Below are 17,297 nucleotides of genomic sequence, written 5' to 3'. Positions count from 1 at the left end.
ATGATTCCATTTAACGCACCACCCGTCGTGGGAACCGAACTCGACTATATGCAGTCTGCCATGGGCAGCGGCAAACTCTGCGGTGACGGCGGTTTTACCCGTCGCTGTCAGCAGTGGATGGAGCAGCGTTTTCGCAGCGCTAAGGTGCTGCTGACCCCGTCCTGCACGGCATCGCTGGAAATGGCGGCCCTGTTGCTGGATATCCAGCCCGGTGATGAAGTGATCATGCCGAGCTATACCTTCGTCTCCACGGCAAACGCCTTTGTCCTGCGCGGGGCGAAAATCGTCTTTGTGGATATCCGCCCGGACACCATGAACATTGATGAGACGCTGATTGAAGCTGCGATCACCGATAAAACGCGCGCGATTGTGCCGGTTCACTACGCGGGCGTGGCCTGTGAAATGGACACCATCATGGCGATCGCCAAAAAGCACAACCTGTTTGTGGTTGAAGATGCCGCGCAGGGCGTGATGTCCACCTACAAGGGGCGCGCGCTGGGCACGATCGGCCACATTGGCTGCTTCAGCTTCCACGAAACGAAAAACTACACCGCTGGCGGTGAGGGCGGTGCGACGCTGATTAACGATCGTGCCCTGGTTGAGCGTGCGGAAGTGATCCGCGAAAAAGGCACCAACCGCAGTCAGTTCTTCCGCGGTCAGGTTGATAAGTACACCTGGCGCGATATCGGCTCCAGCTATCTGATGGCGGATCTGCAGGCGGCATACCTGTGGGCGCAGCTGGAAGCGGCAGAGCGGATTAATCTCCAGCGCCTGTCCCTCTGGCAAACCTATTACGACGCGCTGGAGCCTCTGGCCAAAGCCGGGCGTATTGAGTTGCCAACCATTCCGGCCGATTGCATCCATAATGCCCATATGTTCTACATCAAGCTGCGCGATAACGACGATCGCAGCCAGCTCATCGCCTGGCTGAAAGAGGCCGAAATTATGGCGGTGTTCCACTATATCCCGCTGCACTCCAGCCCGGCCGGAGAAGCATTTGGCACGTTCGCGGGTGAAGATCGTTACACTACGAAAGAAAGTGAGCGTTTGCTTCGCTTGCCGCTGTTCTACAACCTCGCACCAGTTAACCAGCGTACGGTGATCAATACCCTTCTGAGCTATTTCAGCTGATATGTCTCTGGCAAAAGCATCGGTGTGGACCGCCGCGTCCACGCTTGTAAAAATTGGTGCCGGACTGCTGGTCGTCAAGCTGCTCGCCGTCTCATTTGGGCCCTCTGGTGTGGGGCTGGCGGGCAACTTCCGCCAGCTTGTCACCGTCCTTGGTGTGCTGGCCGGTGCCGGAATCTTCAACGGCGTGACCAAATACGTTGCTCAATATCATGATGATGCGGCCCAGCTTCGCAGGGTAGTGGGCACCGCGTCGGCGATGGTGACAGGCTTTTCGACCCTGCTGGCGATTGTGTTTCTGCTGGCGGCGGCGCCCATCAGCCAGGGATTGTTCGGGCACACCCATTACCAGGGGCTGGTCCGTCTGGTTGCGCTGGTCCAGATGGGCATTGCCTGGGCTAACCTGCTGCTGGCGCTGATGAAAGGTTTTCGCGATGCTGCCGGGAACGCGCTTGCCTTAATCCTGGGCAGCGTCATCGGCGTGATTGCCTATTACTTCTGCTATCGCCTGGGCGGCTATGAAGGCGCACTGCTGGGGCTTGCGCTGGTCCCGGCGCTGGTTGTTGTGCCTGCGGCATTTATGCTGATGCGTCGGGGTGTTATCCCTCTGAGCTACCTGAAACCACAATGGGACAAGGTGCTTGTCAGCCAGCTGGGTAAGTTTACCCTGATGGCGCTCATTACTTCCGTCACGCTGCCAGTGGCATACGTGATGATGCGAAACCTGCTGGCGGCGCATTACAGCTGGGATGAGGTGGGGATCTGGCAAGGGGTAAGCAGTATTTCCGACGCTTACCTCCAGTTTATAACGGCTTCCTTTAGCGTTTATTTGCTGCCAACCTTATCGCGCCTGACGTCCAGGCAGGATATTACCCGAGAAATTTCCCGCTCCTTGCGTTTCGTATTACCCGCTGTGGCGGCGGCCAGTTTGACCGTCTGGCTATTGCGCGATGTTGCCATCTGGCTGCTTTTCTCCGCAAAGTTTACCGCCATGCGCGATCTCTTTGCCTGGCAACTGGTGGGCGATGTGCTGAAAGTGGGGGCTTACGTTTTCGGCTATCTGGTGATTGCGAAAGCTTCGCTGCGGCTGTATATCCTGGCGGAGATTAGCCAGTTTGCGCTACTGACAGCATTTTCACACTGGCTGATACCCGCGCACGGTGCGCTGGGGGCGGCTCAGGCCTATATGGCAACCTATATCGTTTATTTCGCTGCCTGCTGCGGCGTATTTTTATTGTGGCGTAAACGCGCATGACTGCACTGATTCATATCCTGGGATCGGATATCCCACACCATAACCAGACCGTTTTGCGGTTCTTTAACGACGAGCTGGCATCAGGAAATCCTGATGCGCGCGAGTTTATGGTTGCAGGTCAGGATAATGGCCTGAGCGCGGCGTTTCCGGCGCTGACTATCGCCTTCTGGCCGGATAAAGCTTCCCTGGCGAAGGCGGTTATTGCCAAAGCCAAAGCGGATCGTGAGCAACGTTTCTTTTTCCACGGGCAGTTCAATACCGGCCTGTGGCTGGCTCTGCTCAGCGGGGGAATTAAACCCTCCCAGTGCAGCTGGCATATCTGGGGAGCCGATCTCTACGAAGTTTCCCGCGGCTGGAAGTTCCGTCTTTTCTATCCCCTGCGTCGCATGGCGCAGGGAAGGGTGGGCCGCGTTTTTGCCACCCGCGGCGATCTGAATTATTTTGCGAAGCAGCACCCGAACGTGCGCGGCGAGCTACTCTATTTCCCAACCCGTATGGACCCGGCGCTGAACACCATGGCGAATGACGCGGTTCGCGAAGGCAAGCTGACGATCCTGGTGGGGAATTCCGGCGACCGCAGTAACGAGCATGTGGCCGCGCTACGGGCGGTATACCAGCAGTTTGGCGACACGGTGAACGTGGTGGTGCCGATGGGTTATCCGGCCAACAACGACGCCTACATTGATGAGGTTCGCCAGCAGGGGCTTGCGTTATTCAGCGAAGGAAATCTGCACATTCTCAGCGAAAAGCTGGAGTTTGATGACTATCTTGCGCTGCTGCGAAAATGCGATCTGGGCTATTTCATCTTTGCCCGCCAGCAGGGTATTGGTACGCTGTGCCTGCTGATTCAGGCGGGTGTACCGTGCGTGCTCAACCGCGACAACCCGTTCTGGCAGGACATGGCCGAGCAGCATATTCCGGTGCTGTTCACCTCAGACACGCTGAATGTCGAAGTGGTGCGTGAAGCACAGCGCCAGCTCACGCTGGTGGATAAAAATAGCATCGACTTTTTCAGCCCGAATTACCTCACGCCGTGGCACCGCGCGCTGCGTATCGCTTCAGGAGACAACGCATGAGTCAGTTGCAATTCAGCGGCTTACTGGTTGTCTGGCTTCTGAGCTCCCTGTTTATCGCCACGCTCACCTGGTTTGAGTTCCGCCGCGTGCGCTTCAACTTTAACGTGTTCTTCTCGTTGCTGTTTCTGCTGACCTTCTTTTTCGGCTTCCCGCTGACCAGCATTCTGGTCTTCCGTTTTGACGTGAGCGTCGCGCCGCCGGAGATTCTCCTCCAGGCCCTGCTGGCGGCGACCTGCTTCTATGCGGTTTACTACGTCACCTATAAAACGCGTCTGCGGCCAGCGCAGGCCGCCGCCCCGCGTCGGGCGCTCTTTACCATGAACCGGGTGGAGACCCATCTGACGTGGGTGATGCTCATGACCATCGCCCTGGTCAGCGTTGGCATCTTCTTCATGCATAACGGCTTCCTGCTGTTTAAGCTCCACTCCTACAGCCAGATTTTTTCGGCCGAAGTCTCAGGCGTGGCGCTTAAGCGATTCTTCTATTTCTTCATCCCGGCGATGCTGGTGATCTTCTTCCTGCGCCAGGACAGCAAAGCGTGGCTGTTCTTCCTGGTCAGTACCGTTGCGTTCGGTATCCTGACCTACATGATTGTGGGCGGTACGCGCGCCAACATTATCATTGCTTTCGCTATCTTCCTGTTTATCGGCATTATCCGCGGCTGGATCTCGCTGTGGATGCTGGTTGCGGCAGGCGTGTTTGGCATTGTGGGGATGTTCTGGCTGGCGCTGAAGCGCTACGGGATGAACGTGGCGGGCGATGAGGCGTTTTACACGTTCCTCTACCTGACGCGCGACACCTTCTCGCCGTGGGAAAATCTGGCATTGCTGCTGCAAAACTACGACAAGATTGATTTCCAGGGGCTGGCGCCGATTGTTCGCGACTTCTACGTCTTTATCCCGAGCTGGCTGTGGCCGGACCGCCCTGGTGTGGTGCTCAATACCGCGAACTATTTTACCTGGGAAGTGCTCAACAACCATTCGGGCCTGGCGATCTCGCCAACGTTGATTGGTTCCCTGGTGGTGATGGGAGGAGGCTGGTTTATCCTGCCGGGCGCGTTTGTCGTAGGGCTGATTATCAAGTGGTTCGACTGGCTCTACGTGCGTGGTAACGAAGAGACCAACCGCTACAAGGCGGCTATTTTGCACAGTTTTTGCTTTGGTGCCATTTTCAATATGATCGTTCTGGCGCGCGAGGGTCTGGACTCGTTCGTTTCACGCGTGGTTTTCTTCATGGTCGTTTTTGGCATCTGCCTGTTACTGGCCAAACTGTTGTACTGGCTGTTCGACAGCGCAGGGCTTGTGCACAAGCGCGAGCAACAGGGCAACACAACGCTGTCGCAAGTCTGAGTAGGGAAAGTAATGACTGATAAAATTTCTGCACCGCGCTATGCGCTTCGTGGCCTGCAGCTTATTGGCTGGCGCGACATGCAGCACGCGCTGGACTTTCTGTTCGCCGACGGGCAGATGAAATCCGGTACGCTGGTTGCTATCAACGCGGAAAAGATGCTGGCGGTGGAAGATAACGCCGAGGTGAAAAGCCTGATTGAAGCGGCTGAATTTAAATACGCGGACGGTATCAGCGTGGTCCGCTCTATCCGTAAAAAGTATCCTGACGCTAATGTTTCCCGCGTGGCGGGTGCCGACCTCTGGGAGCAGCTTATGGCCCGCGCAGGCGCGGAAGGTACGCCAGTCTTCCTGATTGGCGGTAAGCCTGAAGTGCTGGCCGAGACCGAAGAGAAACTGCGTCGTCAATGGAATGTGAATATCGTCGGCAGCCAGAATGGTTACTTCAAGCCTGAAGACCAGCAGGCTTTGTTTGCCCGCGTGCGCGACAGCGGGGCAAAAATCGTCACCGTGGCGATGGGGTCCCCACGCCAGGAGATCCTGATGCGCGACTGCCGTCTGGTCTGTCCGGATGCCCTCTATATGGGCGTCGGCGGCACCTACGACGTCTTTACCGGCCATGTTAAGCGTGCGCCAAAGGTCTGGCAAAATCTGGGGCTGGAGTGGCTTTACCGCCTGCTATCGCAACCGACGCGCATTAAACGACAGATTCGTCTGCTTCGTTACCTCGCCTGGCAGTATACCGGGAAAATGTAATCAGAATGCAGCGCGATATGCTATTCGCGCTGCAACTCGCCTGCAAAACTGCTGATATTCTGTGCAATGCATTCATTTTTTTAATGCATCGTTTGCCATTTGGCCGATTTTAAGAAACCATTCGCACCGTATTTTAGTACCCCTAAAAAACAACAACCGGTATTAAGCCGGGAAACAGCAAACACAATCGAGGATCTATGGCAGAGAAACAACCGGAGCTACAGCGTGGGCTGGAAGCTCGTCACATCGAACTGATAGCGCTGGGCGGCACTATCGGCGTTGGCCTGTTTATGGGCTCCGCAAGCACCCTAAAATGGGCAGGCCCTTCCGTATTACTGGCGTATATCATCGCCGGGCTGTTTGTTTTCTTCATCATGCGCTCAATGGGTGAAATGCTCTTTCTGGAGCCGGTGACCGGTTCCTTCGCCGTTTACGCACACCGTTACATGAGCCCGTTCTTTGGTTACCTGACGGCCTGGTCATACTGGTTTATGTGGATGGCGGTGGGCATCTCTGAAATCACCGCGATAGGGGTTTACGTCCAGTTCTGGTTCCCGGACATGGCCCAGTGGATACCGGCTCTCATTGCCGTGGGGCTGGTGGCCCTGGCAAACCTTGCAGCCGTGCGCCTTTACGGTGAAATCGAGTTCTGGTTTGCGATGATCAAAGTGACCACGATCATCGTGATGATTGTTATTGGTTTGGGCGTGATTTTTTATGGCTTTGGCAACGGCGGACACGCCATCGGCTTTAGCAACCTGACTGAACACGGCGGCTTCTTCGCCGGCGGCTGGAAGGGCTTCCTGACGGCGCTGTGTATCGTTGTGGCCTCGTACCAGGGTGTGGAGCTGATCGGGATTACCGCCGGTGAAGCGAAAAACCCGCAGGTCACGCTGCGTAGTGCGGTGGGCAAAGTGCTGTGGCGTATCCTGATTTTCTACGTGGGTGCGATCTTCGTCATCGTCACCATCTTCCCGTGGAACGAAATTGGGACGACGGGGAGTCCGTTCGTATTAACCTTTGCGAAGATCGGAATTACAGCAGCAGCGGGTATCATCAACTTTGTGGTTCTGACGGCAGCGCTGTCAGGCTGTAACAGCGGGATGTACAGCTGTGGCCGTATGCTCTACGCGCTTTCGAAAAATAACCAGCTGCCTGCGACAATGAGTAAAGTCTCACGTGCTGGCGTGCCGGTAGCGGGCGTAGCGGTCTCCATTGTCATCCTGCTGATTGGTTCCTGCCTGAATTACATCATTCCTAATCCACAGCGCGTGTTTGTTTACGTCTACAGCGCCAGCGTGCTGCCGGGCATGGTGCCGTGGTTTGTTATCCTCATCAGCCAACTGCGTTTCCGCCATGCGCATAAAAAAGCGATCGCCAGCCATCCGTTTCGCTCGATTCTGTTCCCGTATGCGAACTATTTGACGATGGCGTTCCTGATTTGCGTATTAATTGGAATGTACTTTAATGAAGATACCCGCATGTCGCTGTTTGTCGGGCTGATCTTCCTGGCGGCAGTGACGGCCGCGTATAAGCTTTTTGGCCTGGGTCGCCGTGCCACCACGCAGAAAGTGGAGGAATAAGCGGCAAAATGTGCAAACCATAACCAAACGCGCATTTTTTTCAAAAAAGCACTAGACAGCGGGGGCGGAGGTACGTAATATCCAGCCCCGCAACGGCGCTAAGCGCCCGTAGCTCAGCTGGATAGAGCGCTGCCCTCCGGAGGCAGAGGTCTCAGGTTCGAATCCTGTCGGGCGCGCCATTTTAGTTCCCGGCGCTAGAGCTGCGGTGGTCTGAGAAGTAGTCAGTACCGCGTGAAAGAATACAGTGGTGGCTATAGCTCAGTTGGTAGAGCCCTGGATTGTGATTCCAGTTGTCGTGGGTTCGAATCCCATTAGCCACCCCATTATTGAAAGAGTTGTGAATTGCGAAGGTGGCGGAATTGGTAGACGCGCTAGCTTCAGGTGTTAGTGTCCTTAGGATGTGGGGGTTCGAGTCCCCCCCCTCGCACCACGACTTTTTAATAAATTGAACTAAAAATTCAAAAAAGCAGTACATCGGCGAGTAGCGCAGCTTGGTAGCGCAACTGGTTTGGGACCAGTGGGTCGGAGGTTCGAATCCTCTCTCGCCGACCAATTTTGAACCCCGCTTCGGCGGGGTTTTTTGTTTTCTGCAACTTTTCTCCCCTGTAGTTATCCCCCGACAGCGCCCTGTATCACTGTCGCGATTCAGCGACATACAACCATTTGAAATTACAAGAAATAATTATTTACGGGATTTGCTGTCTCTTCCTGGCGACATATTTATGCTTTTGCCGATACGTTGTGAAGCGTCAGATGCCGCTGAACAGCATAATTTCCTTTTATCTTAAAATGTTGCGCCATGTAAAACTTCTGCGTGTAAATCTGGCACGTTACGTGCAATAATATACGCGTAGATGCTCATTCCATCTCTTATGTTCGCCTTAGTGCCTCATAAACTCAGGAATGACGCAGAGCCATTTACGGTGCTTATCGTCCACTGACAGATGTCGCTTCGGCCTCATCAGACACCATGGACATAACGTTGAGTGAAGCACCAAATATGTTGTCTTACAGACCTGTTTTAACGCCTGCTTTTATAGCAGGCGTTTTTTTATGTCTTATTCCCGATAAAAGCGCATGATGAGGGCAACCATCAGCAGAGCCGCTGACGAAACCATATAAAGCGCCTGTACTGAGCCAAACTCTGATGCCACTATCGCTGCTACTCCGGTAAAAAGAGAGGCACTGAGCGTTTGCCAGCGCCAGGCTTTACCGCTGGCTATAGCGGTTTGCGCGGCCTGAAAATTACTGAGTACGCCAAACGTACCCGCCGCAAAAAGCACGTTTGAGGCCAGATGCGCGACAAAGATCATCCCCAGCGCATACCCTATCCAGCCGGCCATAAACGGCAGCATTCCATAAGCGGCCAGAAAGATGCCGAGGCAAAGCAACAGTCGCGGCGTATGAGCCGCAAAACGCGCCAGGCTGTCTCTTTGCAGCAGCAGAGGGCCGCAAAGCTGCCCCATACTCCTCGCGAAAAGCAAAGGCAGAGCAAGGCCCGCCGCGTCCTGAGGACGGAGCTGCTGGGCCAGCGCCGGAAGAAGCGCCATCGCAGGTGACCCGACGGCGGCCAGCGCCGGCAAAATGAGCAAGCTGCGTTTCTGCCGAACGGTCAATGTCTGCCAGCGCAATGTCGCTGAAGCCCCCTTTTCCACATGGCCGGTGCGTGACGCCGAAGTAAACAGGCCTCCCGCCAGCCATAGCATGACCAGCGACCCGAGAAAGCTGATGGCATCAATGGCCAGCAAGGCGAGCACGGGTATCTTCTGAAAAAGCACCACGCCCAGCCCGGTACCTAATAACACCTGAGACGCAAAAATCACATTTTCCAGGCAGGTGGCGGCAGGCAGTTCCGTTTCGCTGAGTCCGCGCTTAAAGAGTAAAGTCAGGGCGGGCCAGCTCATCCCGCTGAGCAGCGCTTCGGTGGATTGCACGGCGAGTAACGCGGCAACGCTATGATAACCCACGCCAAGCAGGGGAAAGAGCAGGGCAAGTAAGCCCAGTCCTTCGGTCAATATCAGCAGGGATATCGGAGAAAAGCGCGAGCACAGCCTTTCGCCGAGCATGCTGCCGATAAACCCCGGCACCGTGGCGAACAGAAAAGCGAGGGTCAGCAGCGCTGGCGGGGCCGACCACGCTAACAGCAGGCCGAAGACGACGACCTGGGTTAACCCATTTCCCAGAGAAGAGAAGATAAAAGCACAGGCAAGCAGGCGCAGCCAGCGATGGCAGCGCAGCGCTTCAATAAGCGCGTATAAAAGCGAGTTCATGACGCTTTCCTTTCAGAAACGATTTAGTCCATGCGCAGATCGCGCATGTGCGAAAAAAGGTTAATGAAAAGATATCGTTACATTGGCGGGTTCGTTTGCGGCTGTCGGTGTAAAGAATGTAGCAGGAGAACAGTGATAAAAAAAGGAGGCCGTCTGGCCTCCTGATGAATTACTGCTGCGTTCCGTTATTTTGCAGCGTCAATAACAGCCCATCACGCCGCATGGCGGCTGCCTCTTCTGGCTTATGCTGTTTGTCGAGCGTATCGGCAAGCCACGCGTAGTCAAACGCGTCCGGACGCTGTTTCAGCGCTGCACGGAAGGCCAGGCTCGCCTCCTGCCATTCCCCGTGCTTCATCAGCGACTGGCCCAGCGTACTCCACAGCAGCGGACGGTCACCGACGGTTTTGATCTGCTGGCGCAGCACTTTCTCGACCTGCTCAGGGTTATTGGTTTTCAGGCGCGGGATCACCATGACCAGACGATCGTCGTACTGGCGCTTCAGGCCGTCGAGGAGGATCTCCTGCGCGGTGTCATGATCGTCACACTCAATAAGATGTTCCGCCATAGCCACCTGCAGAGGAACCTGCTGGCGCGTTTTCCGGCTCTGATTTTTCCACCAGGTTTTCAGACCGTCGCTGCCCAGGTCGGCGCGCGCCTGATCCATCAGGCCAATCCATGCGAGACGCTGAAGCTCATCACGATGTTCATCATCACCCACCTCGGCCTTCGCCATCGACGGAATGATGTCCAGCAGCGAGCCCCACGCGCCGGTACGAATATAGGCCTGCTCCGCAAGGCGCAGGACTTCCGGATGACGTGGTGCGATTTCCAGCAGACGGTCAATGCCGTGGCGCGCCGCGTGGTTCTCATTGCGCGCGAGCTGCAGGCGGACGCGGGTAATTTCCACTGGGATCGGGTCGCCAGACGCCAGTTCAGACGCGCGTTCCAGATGCTGGTTAGCGCGGGCTTCATCACCGCGCTGCTGGGCCGCTTCGGCTGCCAGAAGATAGTTCACCACTGGCTGTTCTGCGTGATCGGCGTTTTTCGACATCAGCTTTTCAACCTGCTGATAATCGCCTTCGGCCAGCTTCAGCAGCGCCTGTTCCGTTTGCTTACGGGCGCGGCGGCGCTTACGGCCTACGAACCAGCCGCGGGTATGGGCACCGGTGCGGAAAATACGGCGCAGGATCCATTCAACGGCAAGCAGTACCACGACGCCGAGGATCAGAACGATCGCCAGACCCGTTACGCTGGTTTCAATGTTGTAGTTATCGGTCTGGATCAGGACGTATCCCTGATGACCCGCAAGCATCGGCCCCAGGACGATCCCGGCGATCAGCAGAATGAAGAGTAAAAGGACTTTTAGCATCATTACTCTCCCTGTGGCGCGCTTTCAGACGCTGGCGCTGTGCCGGTCTGCTCGGCCGGAACGCCCGGCTGCGCCAGCAGGTTACGCACGCGCGTCTGCATCAGCTTCTCCAGAATCGGCTGGCTGGCCAGCTTATCCGGCACGTTCATGGTGATGTTCTGCTGGCTCAGCTTGTCGATATCTTCGAGGAAGGCGGTGGTCGTCGCATCATCGGTGTTGTAGTAGGCGCGCACCCACGTTGAGACGTTATCCAGCGCCTGTTTGTAGGTCTCTTCCTGATGGCGCGGCACGGCCTGCGCCGCGACCAGCAGGCGGGAACGGATATTTTCGCGCAGATAGATATCCTGATTCGGCGCCAGGAGCGGTACGGCGGTTTCGTCGCGGCGACGGATGGTAATGAAGCTGTCCATAAAGTTCTGCCAGCTTTTCTGCAGGTTTATGCGCCATTCGCTCAGGGAGCTGGAAAGTTCGGTACCGTCGGAATCCATCGGGGAGTCGTCGTCGTTATTATCCGCCAGCTGCAGGTTATCAATTTGATTCGAAAGCTGGTTCACCTTGAGGATAATGCCGTCGTAATCCACCTGCGAAACGGCGGAGAGGCTGGCAATATCTTCGGTAATCGCGCGACGTGCGGTAATGAGGCTTGGATCGTTCATGTCTGCCAGGCTCGCATCGGCGCTTTTCAGCAGCGCGGCGGCGGTGGTCACGTCCTGATCGCTCCACAGCTTACGCCCGGCGAGTTTTACGAGGAAATCGGCCTGCGAGAGCAGCCAGGTTTTGGCATCGGTGCCGGAAATCGTGGCGACTTTCTGCTGTACTTCACCCAGCTGTTTGGTCAGCTCTTCCTGTTTACTGTTTGCCTCGGCTAGCGCGGCGGCCTGCTGCTTAATCACCGCTTCCAGCTCGGTTTTCTGCGTTTCCTGCGCTTTTTGCAGGGAGGTAAGCTGATTCACCAGCGTATCGCTGGTGGCCGTCTGGTTAGCACTCTGTTGCTTCACCAGACCATACAGGCCAACGCCGGCTGCCAGCGCAATGGCGATGGCAATCGCGCTCAAAGCGAGGCTGGTTTTATTGCTGCCGTTTTTCTTCTCAGCGGTTTTCTCTGTCGTCTCTGGCTGTGGCATTATGTCCACAGTCTCCCTGGTCTCTTCAACCACGGCGGAGGATTTTTCGTGTTCCGTCATTATGGCTTCCCATTTGAGAGTTATTGTAATGCGCGCAGCAGCGCATCGTTGTCGGCGTTATCAGCGATCCGAATATCCTGCCAGCCCAGTTCCCGGGCGAGGTTCGCCAGACGCTCACTGACGACCAGAAGCCGACAGCGGAGTAACCAGTTTTCGCGATACCAAAGCGGTATCAGCGACCAAAGCTGTTGTAACATTTCACCGCTGGTGACCACCAGCGTATTAATTCCGCGCGCGTGCCAGCGCATGGCCTCTTCCGCGCCGTCGTAGTGTTTCCCACAGCGCTGGTAGCACTCAACAAACGTAACGTCAGCCCCGCGTTCACGCAGCGTTTCGCCCAGCAGTTCGCGGCCTCCGTTGCCGCGCAAAATAAGCGCGCGCTTTCCGGCAATAGTTTGTAATTCAGGTAATTGTAGCAAGACTTCGCTGATTTCCCGATCTAGCGGATAACGAACATCCGCGCCGCTTACGGTATGAAGCGCCAGTGCCGTTGTGCGGCCAATCGCGAAATAGCGCGGAGCGACAGGCCAGGCCAGGCCCTGCTGTTGCAGCTGCGCGTGGGCAAATTCCACGGCATGCTGCGATAGCGCAAACAGCAGGTCGCCTTCCTGCAGGGTATTCATCTGGTCGGCGAGCGCAGAGAGCTCCCGACCGGGGGAGAATTCAATCAGCGGAAAACTCCAGGCCACCTGCCCCAGTGCGCGCAGACGGCTCACTAACTGCTCTCCTGCGGGAGAAGGGCGGGTGACAAGAATACTCATGCAGGGGGTTCTCCGTTATAGACCTCGGCCAGAATTTCACGCGCGCCGTTATTCAGCAGCTCTTCCGCCAGCGACATGCCAAGCTGCTCGGCATCCTGCGGCTTGCCGCGACGTTCGCCGCGCACCATCTGTGAACCATCCGGGGCGCCGACCAGCGCACGCAGCCACAGTTCACCATCGGTTAATTCAGCATAGCTGCCAATCGGCACCTGACACCCTCCTTCGAGGCGGGTATTCATCGCCCGCTCGGCTTTTACGCGGGTAGCGGTTTCGTCATGGTTTAGCGGGGCGAGCAGCTCGCGGGTGCGCGCATCGTCCAGACGGCACTCGATGCCGACGGCACCCTGACCCACGGCCGGCAGCGACAGCTCTGGCGGCAACGCCACGCGAATGCGTGACTCCAGCCCCAGACGCTTCAGGCCGGCAACGGCGAGAATAATGGCATCGTAATCGCCGTTATCCAGCTTGCCCAGACGCGTGCCAACGTTGCCGCGCAGCGAGCGGATGATAAGGTCAGGACGACGCTCCGCCAGCTGACACTGACGGCGTAAACTGGACGTGCCAACCACGCTACCTGCAGGCAGCGCGTCGAGCGAGTCATAGTGGTTAGAGACAAACGCATCGCGCGGATCTTCGCGCTCGCAGATGGTCACCAGCCCCAGCCCTTCCGGGAACTCGACGGGCACGTCCTTCATCGAATGTACGGCGATATCGGCGCGGTTCTCAAGCAATGCCAGTTCCAGCTCTTTGACAAACAGGCCCTTGCCGCCCACTTTCGCCAGTGGCGTATCAAGGATCACGTCACCGCGCGTGACCATCGGCACCAGCTCGACGCGCAATCCACTGTGGCAGGCTTCAAGGCGCTGCTTAACATAATGTGCCTGCCAGAGCGCGAGAGGGCTTTGGCGTGTGGCAATTCTCAAAACATTGTCTAACATGCTTGTTACCGTCATTATCAATCGCTAACCATCCTAACATTGTTGACTCTGGGATGGCAGTTTTACGGTTGATGAAGCGCGAGAGGGACAAGGCGGCGTATTCGTCAGCCATAGCCGTATTCAGGAATTTACACGTACAGAACGGTGCTACACTTGTATGTAGCGCATCTTTCTTTACGGTCAACCGGCAAGGTGTTAAATTGATCACGTTTTAGACCATTTTTTCGTCGGTACCACCATAATCACAAGGGCGAAAAAAGGGTAACGGTTATCTTTTTGAAATACTGCGGGCTCGCTGTTGTTCGTGTTTTGAATAGCTTACGACACCCGGAAACATCAGGCGATACGTCTTGTACCTCTATATTGAGACTCTGAAACAGAGACTGGATGCCATAAATCAACTGCGTGTGGATCGCGCGCTTGCTGCCATGGGCCCTGCTTTCCAGCAGGTATACAGTCTGCTGCCGACATTATTGCACTATCACCATCCGCTGATGCCTGGCTACCTTGATGGTAACGTTCCCCAGGGCATTTGCCTCTTCACGCCTGATGAAACCCAACAGCATTATCTGAACGAGCTGGAACTCTACCGCGGCATGCCGCCTCAGGTTTCTCCGAAAGGTGAACTGCCTATCACCGGCGTTTACTCGATGGGGAGTACCTCATCGGTAGGGCAGAGCTGTTCTTCGGACCTGGATATCTGGGTCTGCCATCAATCCTGGCTCGATAACGAAGAGCGCCAACTGCTGCAGCGTAAATGCAGCCTGCTGGAGAGCTGGGCGGCCTCGCTCGGCGTGGAAGTGAGCTTCTTCCTGATTGATGAAAACCGTTTCCGCCATAACGAAAGCGGCAGCCTGGGTGGTGAAGACTGCGGCTCGACTCAGCACATCCTGCTGCTGGATGAATTTTACCGTACTGCCGTTCGCCTCGCCGGGAAGCGTATTCTGTGGAATATGGTCCCGTGCGAAGAAGAAGAGCATTACGACGACTACGTCATGTCGCTTTACGCGCAGGGCGTACTGACGCCAAACGAATGGCTGGACCTGGGCGGCCTCAGCTCTCTGTCCGCCGAAGAGTACTTTGGCGCAAGCCTCTGGCAGCTCTACAAAAGTATCGATTCACCGTATAAAGCGGTGCTGAAAACGCTGCTGCTCGAAGCCTACTCGTGGGAATACCCTACGCCGCGCCTGCTGGCGAAAGATATCAAGCAGCGCCTGCACGACGGGGAGATTGTCTCCTACGGGCTCGATGCCTACTGCATGATGCTGGAGCGCGTTACCGAATACCTGAAAGCCATTGATGATTCCACGCGTCTTGACCTGGTGCGTCGATGTTTCTATCTCAAAGTCTGTGAAAAGCTGAGCCGCGAGCGCGCCTGCGTGGGCTGGCGTCGTGAAGTGGTCAGTCAGCTAGTGAAAGAGTGGGGATGGGACGAAGCGCGTCTGTCCATGCTCGATAACCGCGCCAACTGGAAGATCGATCAGGTGCGTGAAGCGCACAATGAACTGCTCGACGCAATGATGCAGAGCTACCGTAACCTGATTCGCTTTGCGCGCCGCAACAACCTCAGCGTGTCCGCCAGCCCGCAGGATATCGGGGTGTTAACCCGTAAGCTGTACGCCGCGTTTGAAGCGCTCCCGGGCAAAGTGACCCTGGTTAACCCGCAGATTTCGCCTGACCTGTCTGAACCAAACCTGACCTTTATTTACGTGCCGCCGGGTCGCGCAAACCGCACCGGGTGGTATCTGTACAACCGTGCGCCAAGCATGGATTCGATCATCAGCCATCAGCCGCTGGAGTATAACCGCTACCTGAACAAGCTGGTGGCGTGGGCCTGGTTTAACGGCCTGCTGACCTCGCGCACGCGCCTGTTTATCAAGGGCAACGAGGTGGTCGATTTAGCCAAGCTGCAGGAGATGGTGGCGGATGTCTCGCACCACTTCCCGCTGCGTCTGCCTGCGCCAACGCCAAAAGCGCTCTACAGCCCGTGTGAGATCCGCCATCTGGCGATCATCGTCAACCTGGAATACGACCCGACGGCGGCCTTCCGCAATCAGGTGGTTCATTTTGACTTCCGCAAGCTGGACGTGTTCAGCTTTGGTGAGCAGCAAAACTGCCTGGTGGGCAGCGTAGACCTGCTGTACCGCAACTCGTGGAACGAAGTGCGTACCCTGCACTTTAACGGCGAGCAGGCGATGATCGAAGCGCTGAAAACCATTCTCGGCAAGATGCACCAGGACGCCGCGCCGCCGGACAGCGTCGAAGTGTTCTGCTACAGCCAGCACCTGCGTGGTTTAATTCGTACCCGCGTGCAGCAGCTGGTTTCTGAATGTATCGAGCTACGTCTCTCCAGCACCCGTCAGGAAACCGGGCGCTTTAAAGCGCTGCGCGTCTCCGGGCAGACCTGGGGCCTGTTCTTCGAGCGTCTGAACGTGTCGGTACAGAAGCTGGAAAACGCCATTGAGTTCTACGGTGCGATTTCACACAACAAGCTGCATGGCCTCTCAGTTCAGGTGGAAACCAACCACGTCAAGCTGCCGCAGGTGGTGGACGGCTTTGCCAGTGAAGGGATTATTCAGTTCTTCTTTGAAGAGTCTGGCGACGATGCCGGGTTCAACATCTACATTCTGGATGAGACCAACCGCGCCGAGGTGTATCACCACTGTGAAGGCAGCAAAGAGGAGCTGGTGCGCGACGTCAGCCGCTTCTACTCTTCCTCGCATGACCGCTTTACCTACGGTTCCAGCTTTATCAACTTCAACCTGCCGCAGTTCTACCAGATTGTGAACGTGGATGGGCGAGCGCAGGTGATCCCGTTCCGTACGCAGGCGATTACCCCAGCAGTACCCGCTAATCAGGATACCGCACCGCTGTTGCAGCAATATTTCTCCTGAGGCTTTTCGCCCGGTGGCGGCTACGCCTTACCGGGCAACAAAACTACCTGAAACTTACATCCTCACCCGCCTGCGCGGTCGCCGCCTGTTCAAGAAGATCCCAGAACGTTTCGCCGCTGCGGTCGCAAACCCACTCGTCACCCTTCAGATCAAAGTGATAGCCGCCCTGTTTGGCCGCCAGCCACACCTGGTGAAGCGGCTCCTGGCGGTTAATAATAATTTTGCTGCCGTTTTCGAAGCTCAGGGTCAGAATGCCGCCGTTGATTTCACAATCGATATCGCTGTCGCCGTCCCAGTCGTCGATACGTTCTTCGATGGTCATCCACAGGGTGTCGGCAAGGCGATGGAATTCACTGTCGTTCATGGTTTTGTTCCTGTTTTTCGTGATGGCGGCAGTATAACGCTAAATAATTCCCGTTGCAGGAAAGCGGCAAACTCTTGCTTTTGTGTCTTCTCCTGCGATGATAGAAACAGATTTGAACTTACGGGCAACTTTATAATGAAAAACGCTTTCCGAACGCTTGCCGTTCTCATCACGCTGTTTAGCCTGACCGGCTGCGGACTGAAGGGACCACTCTACTTCCCACCTGCGGATAAAACCGCGCCGCCGCCGACAAAACCTGTTAACAGCGGCATCGAGTCTTCCACGCCAAAGACTAACGATCGTGGCGACAACGGTGGCCCAACTCAGGTTAACCTCTGACGACAACGTTCTGTACCCGCGCAATGGAGCAAAT

Annotated in this window: 14 protein-coding genes and 4 tRNA genes; 12 read left to right on the top strand and 6 right to left on the bottom strand. The window is 56.2% G+C overall.

Features of this window, described 5'->3' with window-relative positions:
* The 10 genes from rffA (at position 1) to ACR42C_RS22060 (ending at position 7,696) form a co-directional block, all read left to right on the top strand.
* Complete coding sequence (gene rffA / locus ACR42C_RS22105; protein WP_320720829.1) at positions 1-1,131, top strand: dTDP-4-amino-4,6-dideoxygalactose transaminase; 1,131 nt, start codon at positions 1-3, stop codon at positions 1,129-1,131.
* A gap of 1 nt (position 1,132) precedes the next feature.
* Positions 1,133-2,383: a lipid III flippase WzxE gene (gene wzxE / locus ACR42C_RS22100; RefSeq protein ID WP_316380859.1), complete on the top strand. Its 1,251-nt coding sequence runs from the start codon at positions 1,133-1,135 to the stop codon at positions 2,381-2,383.
* On the top strand, positions 2,380-3,459 hold the full coding sequence (locus ACR42C_RS22095) for a TDP-N-acetylfucosamine:lipid II N-acetylfucosaminyltransferase (protein WP_316380861.1): 1,080 nt from the start codon (positions 2,380-2,382) through the stop codon (positions 3,457-3,459). The genes wzxE and ACR42C_RS22095 overlap by 4 nt, the downstream gene beginning before the upstream one ends.
* Entirely contained in the window at positions 3,456-4,808 is a 1,353-nt protein-coding gene (wzyE, locus tag ACR42C_RS22090; RefSeq protein WP_320720830.1) for an ECA oligosaccharide polymerase, read from the top strand. The genes ACR42C_RS22095 and wzyE overlap by 4 nt, the downstream gene beginning before the upstream one ends.
* A gap of 12 nt (positions 4,809-4,820) precedes the next feature.
* Complete coding sequence (wecG, locus tag ACR42C_RS22085) at positions 4,821-5,561, top strand: lipopolysaccharide N-acetylmannosaminouronosyltransferase (protein WP_320720831.1); 741 nt, start codon at positions 4,821-4,823, stop codon at positions 5,559-5,561.
* A 197-nt stretch (positions 5,562-5,758) separates the two neighbouring features.
* Positions 5,759-7,144 (top strand): bifunctional threonine/serine APC transporter ThrP, encoded by a 1,386-nt coding sequence (gene thrP, locus ACR42C_RS22080; RefSeq protein WP_320720832.1) that lies wholly within the window; start codon positions 5,759-5,761, stop codon positions 7,142-7,144.
* A gap of 102 nt (positions 7,145-7,246) precedes the next feature.
* A tRNA-Arg gene (locus ACR42C_RS22075) sits at positions 7,247-7,323 on the top strand.
* A 68-nt stretch (positions 7,324-7,391) separates the two neighbouring features.
* Positions 7,392-7,467 (top strand) — tRNA-His (locus ACR42C_RS22070).
* A 21-nt stretch (positions 7,468-7,488) separates the two neighbouring features.
* A tRNA-Leu gene (locus ACR42C_RS22065) sits at positions 7,489-7,574 on the top strand.
* A gap of 45 nt (positions 7,575-7,619) precedes the next feature.
* Positions 7,620-7,696 (top strand) — tRNA-Pro (locus ACR42C_RS22060).
* Between the two features lie 506 nt (positions 7,697-8,202).
* Here ACR42C_RS22060 and ACR42C_RS22055 read toward each other — a convergent pair.
* The 5 genes from ACR42C_RS22055 to hemC all read right to left on the bottom strand — a co-directional run bounded on the left by ACR42C_RS22055 (position 8,203) and on the right by hemC (position 13,666).
* Positions 8,203-9,414 carry an MFS transporter gene (locus ACR42C_RS22055; RefSeq protein ID WP_116343699.1) on the bottom strand — a complete coding sequence of 404 codons (1,212 nt, stop codon included), beginning with the start codon at positions 9,412-9,414 and terminating at the stop codon, positions 8,203-8,205.
* Between the two features lie 169 nt (positions 9,415-9,583).
* Positions 9,584-10,783 (bottom strand): protoheme IX biogenesis protein HemY, encoded by a 1,200-nt coding sequence (gene hemY, locus ACR42C_RS22050; RefSeq protein ID WP_116343728.1) that lies wholly within the window; start codon positions 10,781-10,783, stop codon positions 9,584-9,586.
* A gap of 2 nt (positions 10,784-10,785) precedes the next feature.
* Positions 10,786-11,967, bottom strand: coding sequence for a uroporphyrinogen-III C-methyltransferase (gene hemX, locus ACR42C_RS22045; RefSeq protein WP_479984567.1), 1,182 nt, complete (start codon positions 11,965-11,967; stop codon positions 10,786-10,788).
* A gap of 20 nt (positions 11,968-11,987) precedes the next feature.
* Positions 11,988-12,728 carry a uroporphyrinogen-III synthase gene (hemD, locus tag ACR42C_RS22040; RefSeq protein ID WP_163330939.1) on the bottom strand — a complete coding sequence of 247 codons (741 nt, stop codon included), beginning with the start codon at positions 12,726-12,728 and terminating at the stop codon, positions 11,988-11,990.
* Positions 12,725-13,666, bottom strand: coding sequence for a hydroxymethylbilane synthase (gene hemC / locus ACR42C_RS22035; protein WP_479984566.1), 942 nt, complete (start codon positions 13,664-13,666; stop codon positions 12,725-12,727). Before hemC ends, hemD begins: the two co-directional genes overlap by 4 nt.
* Positions 13,667-14,016: 350 nt before the next feature.
* Between hemC and cyaA the strand changes: the two genes are divergently transcribed.
* Entirely contained in the window at positions 14,017-16,560 is a 2,544-nt protein-coding gene (gene cyaA, locus ACR42C_RS22030) for a class I adenylate cyclase (RefSeq protein ID WP_116343703.1), read from the top strand.
* 43 nt (positions 16,561-16,603) lie between these two features.
* Here cyaA and cyaY read toward each other — a convergent pair whose 3' ends face one another.
* On the bottom strand, positions 16,604-16,924 hold the full coding sequence (gene cyaY / locus ACR42C_RS22025; protein WP_003860816.1) for an iron donor protein CyaY: 321 nt from the start codon (positions 16,922-16,924) through the stop codon (positions 16,604-16,606).
* A 135-nt stretch (positions 16,925-17,059) separates the two neighbouring features.
* Between cyaY and lptM the strand changes: the two genes are divergently transcribed.
* On the top strand, positions 17,060-17,263 hold the full coding sequence (lptM, locus tag ACR42C_RS22020) for an LPS translocon maturation chaperone LptM (RefSeq protein ID WP_041911830.1): 204 nt from the start codon (positions 17,060-17,062) through the stop codon (positions 17,261-17,263).
* The last annotated feature ends 34 nt before the right edge of the window (positions 17,264-17,297 follow it).

The sequence above is a fragment of the Enterobacter sp. MG-EB028 genome, from assembly GCF_056673305.1.
The sequence above is the reverse complement of the archived record's forward strand: the minus strand, read 5'-3'. Positions and strand labels throughout refer to the sequence as shown.

What these genes read in the sequence shown, in the direction of transcription:
- hemD (WP_163330939.1), bottom strand. Translation starts at nt 12,728, where the DNA reads ATGAGTATTCTTGTCACCCGCCCTTCTCCCGCAGGAGAGCAGTTAGTG.
- hemY (WP_116343728.1), bottom strand. Translation starts at nt 10,783, where the DNA reads ATGCTAAAAGTCCTTTTACTCTTCATTCTGCTGATCGCCGGGATCGTC.
- rffA (WP_320720829.1), top strand. Translation starts at nt 1, where the DNA reads ATGATTCCATTTAACGCACCACCCGTCGTGGGAACCGAACTCGACTAT.
- ACR42C_RS22055 (WP_116343699.1), bottom strand. Translation starts at nt 9,414, where the DNA reads ATGAACTCGCTTTTATACGCGCTTATTGAAGCGCTGCGCTGCCATCGC.
- lptM (WP_041911830.1), top strand. Translation starts at nt 17,060, where the DNA reads ATGAAAAACGCTTTCCGAACGCTTGCCGTTCTCATCACGCTGTTTAGC.
- ACR42C_RS22095 (WP_316380861.1), top strand. Translation starts at nt 2,380, where the DNA reads ATGACTGCACTGATTCATATCCTGGGATCGGATATCCCACACCATAAC.
- wzyE (WP_320720830.1), top strand. Translation starts at nt 3,456, where the DNA reads ATGAGTCAGTTGCAATTCAGCGGCTTACTGGTTGTCTGGCTTCTGAGC.
- hemX (WP_479984567.1), bottom strand. Translation starts at nt 11,967, where the DNA reads ATGACGGAACACGAAAAATCCTCCGCCGTGGTTGAAGAGACCAGGGAG.
- thrP (WP_320720832.1), top strand. Translation starts at nt 5,759, where the DNA reads ATGGCAGAGAAACAACCGGAGCTACAGCGTGGGCTGGAAGCTCGTCAC.
- cyaY (WP_003860816.1), bottom strand. Translation starts at nt 16,924, where the DNA reads ATGAACGACAGTGAATTCCATCGCCTTGCCGACACCCTGTGGATGACC.
- wecG (WP_320720831.1), top strand. Translation starts at nt 4,821, where the DNA reads ATGACTGATAAAATTTCTGCACCGCGCTATGCGCTTCGTGGCCTGCAG.
- hemC (WP_479984566.1), bottom strand. Translation starts at nt 13,666, where the DNA reads ATGTTAGACAATGTTTTGAGAATTGCCACACGCCAAAGCCCTCTCGCG.
- wzxE (WP_316380859.1), top strand. Translation starts at nt 1,133, where the DNA reads ATGTCTCTGGCAAAAGCATCGGTGTGGACCGCCGCGTCCACGCTTGTA.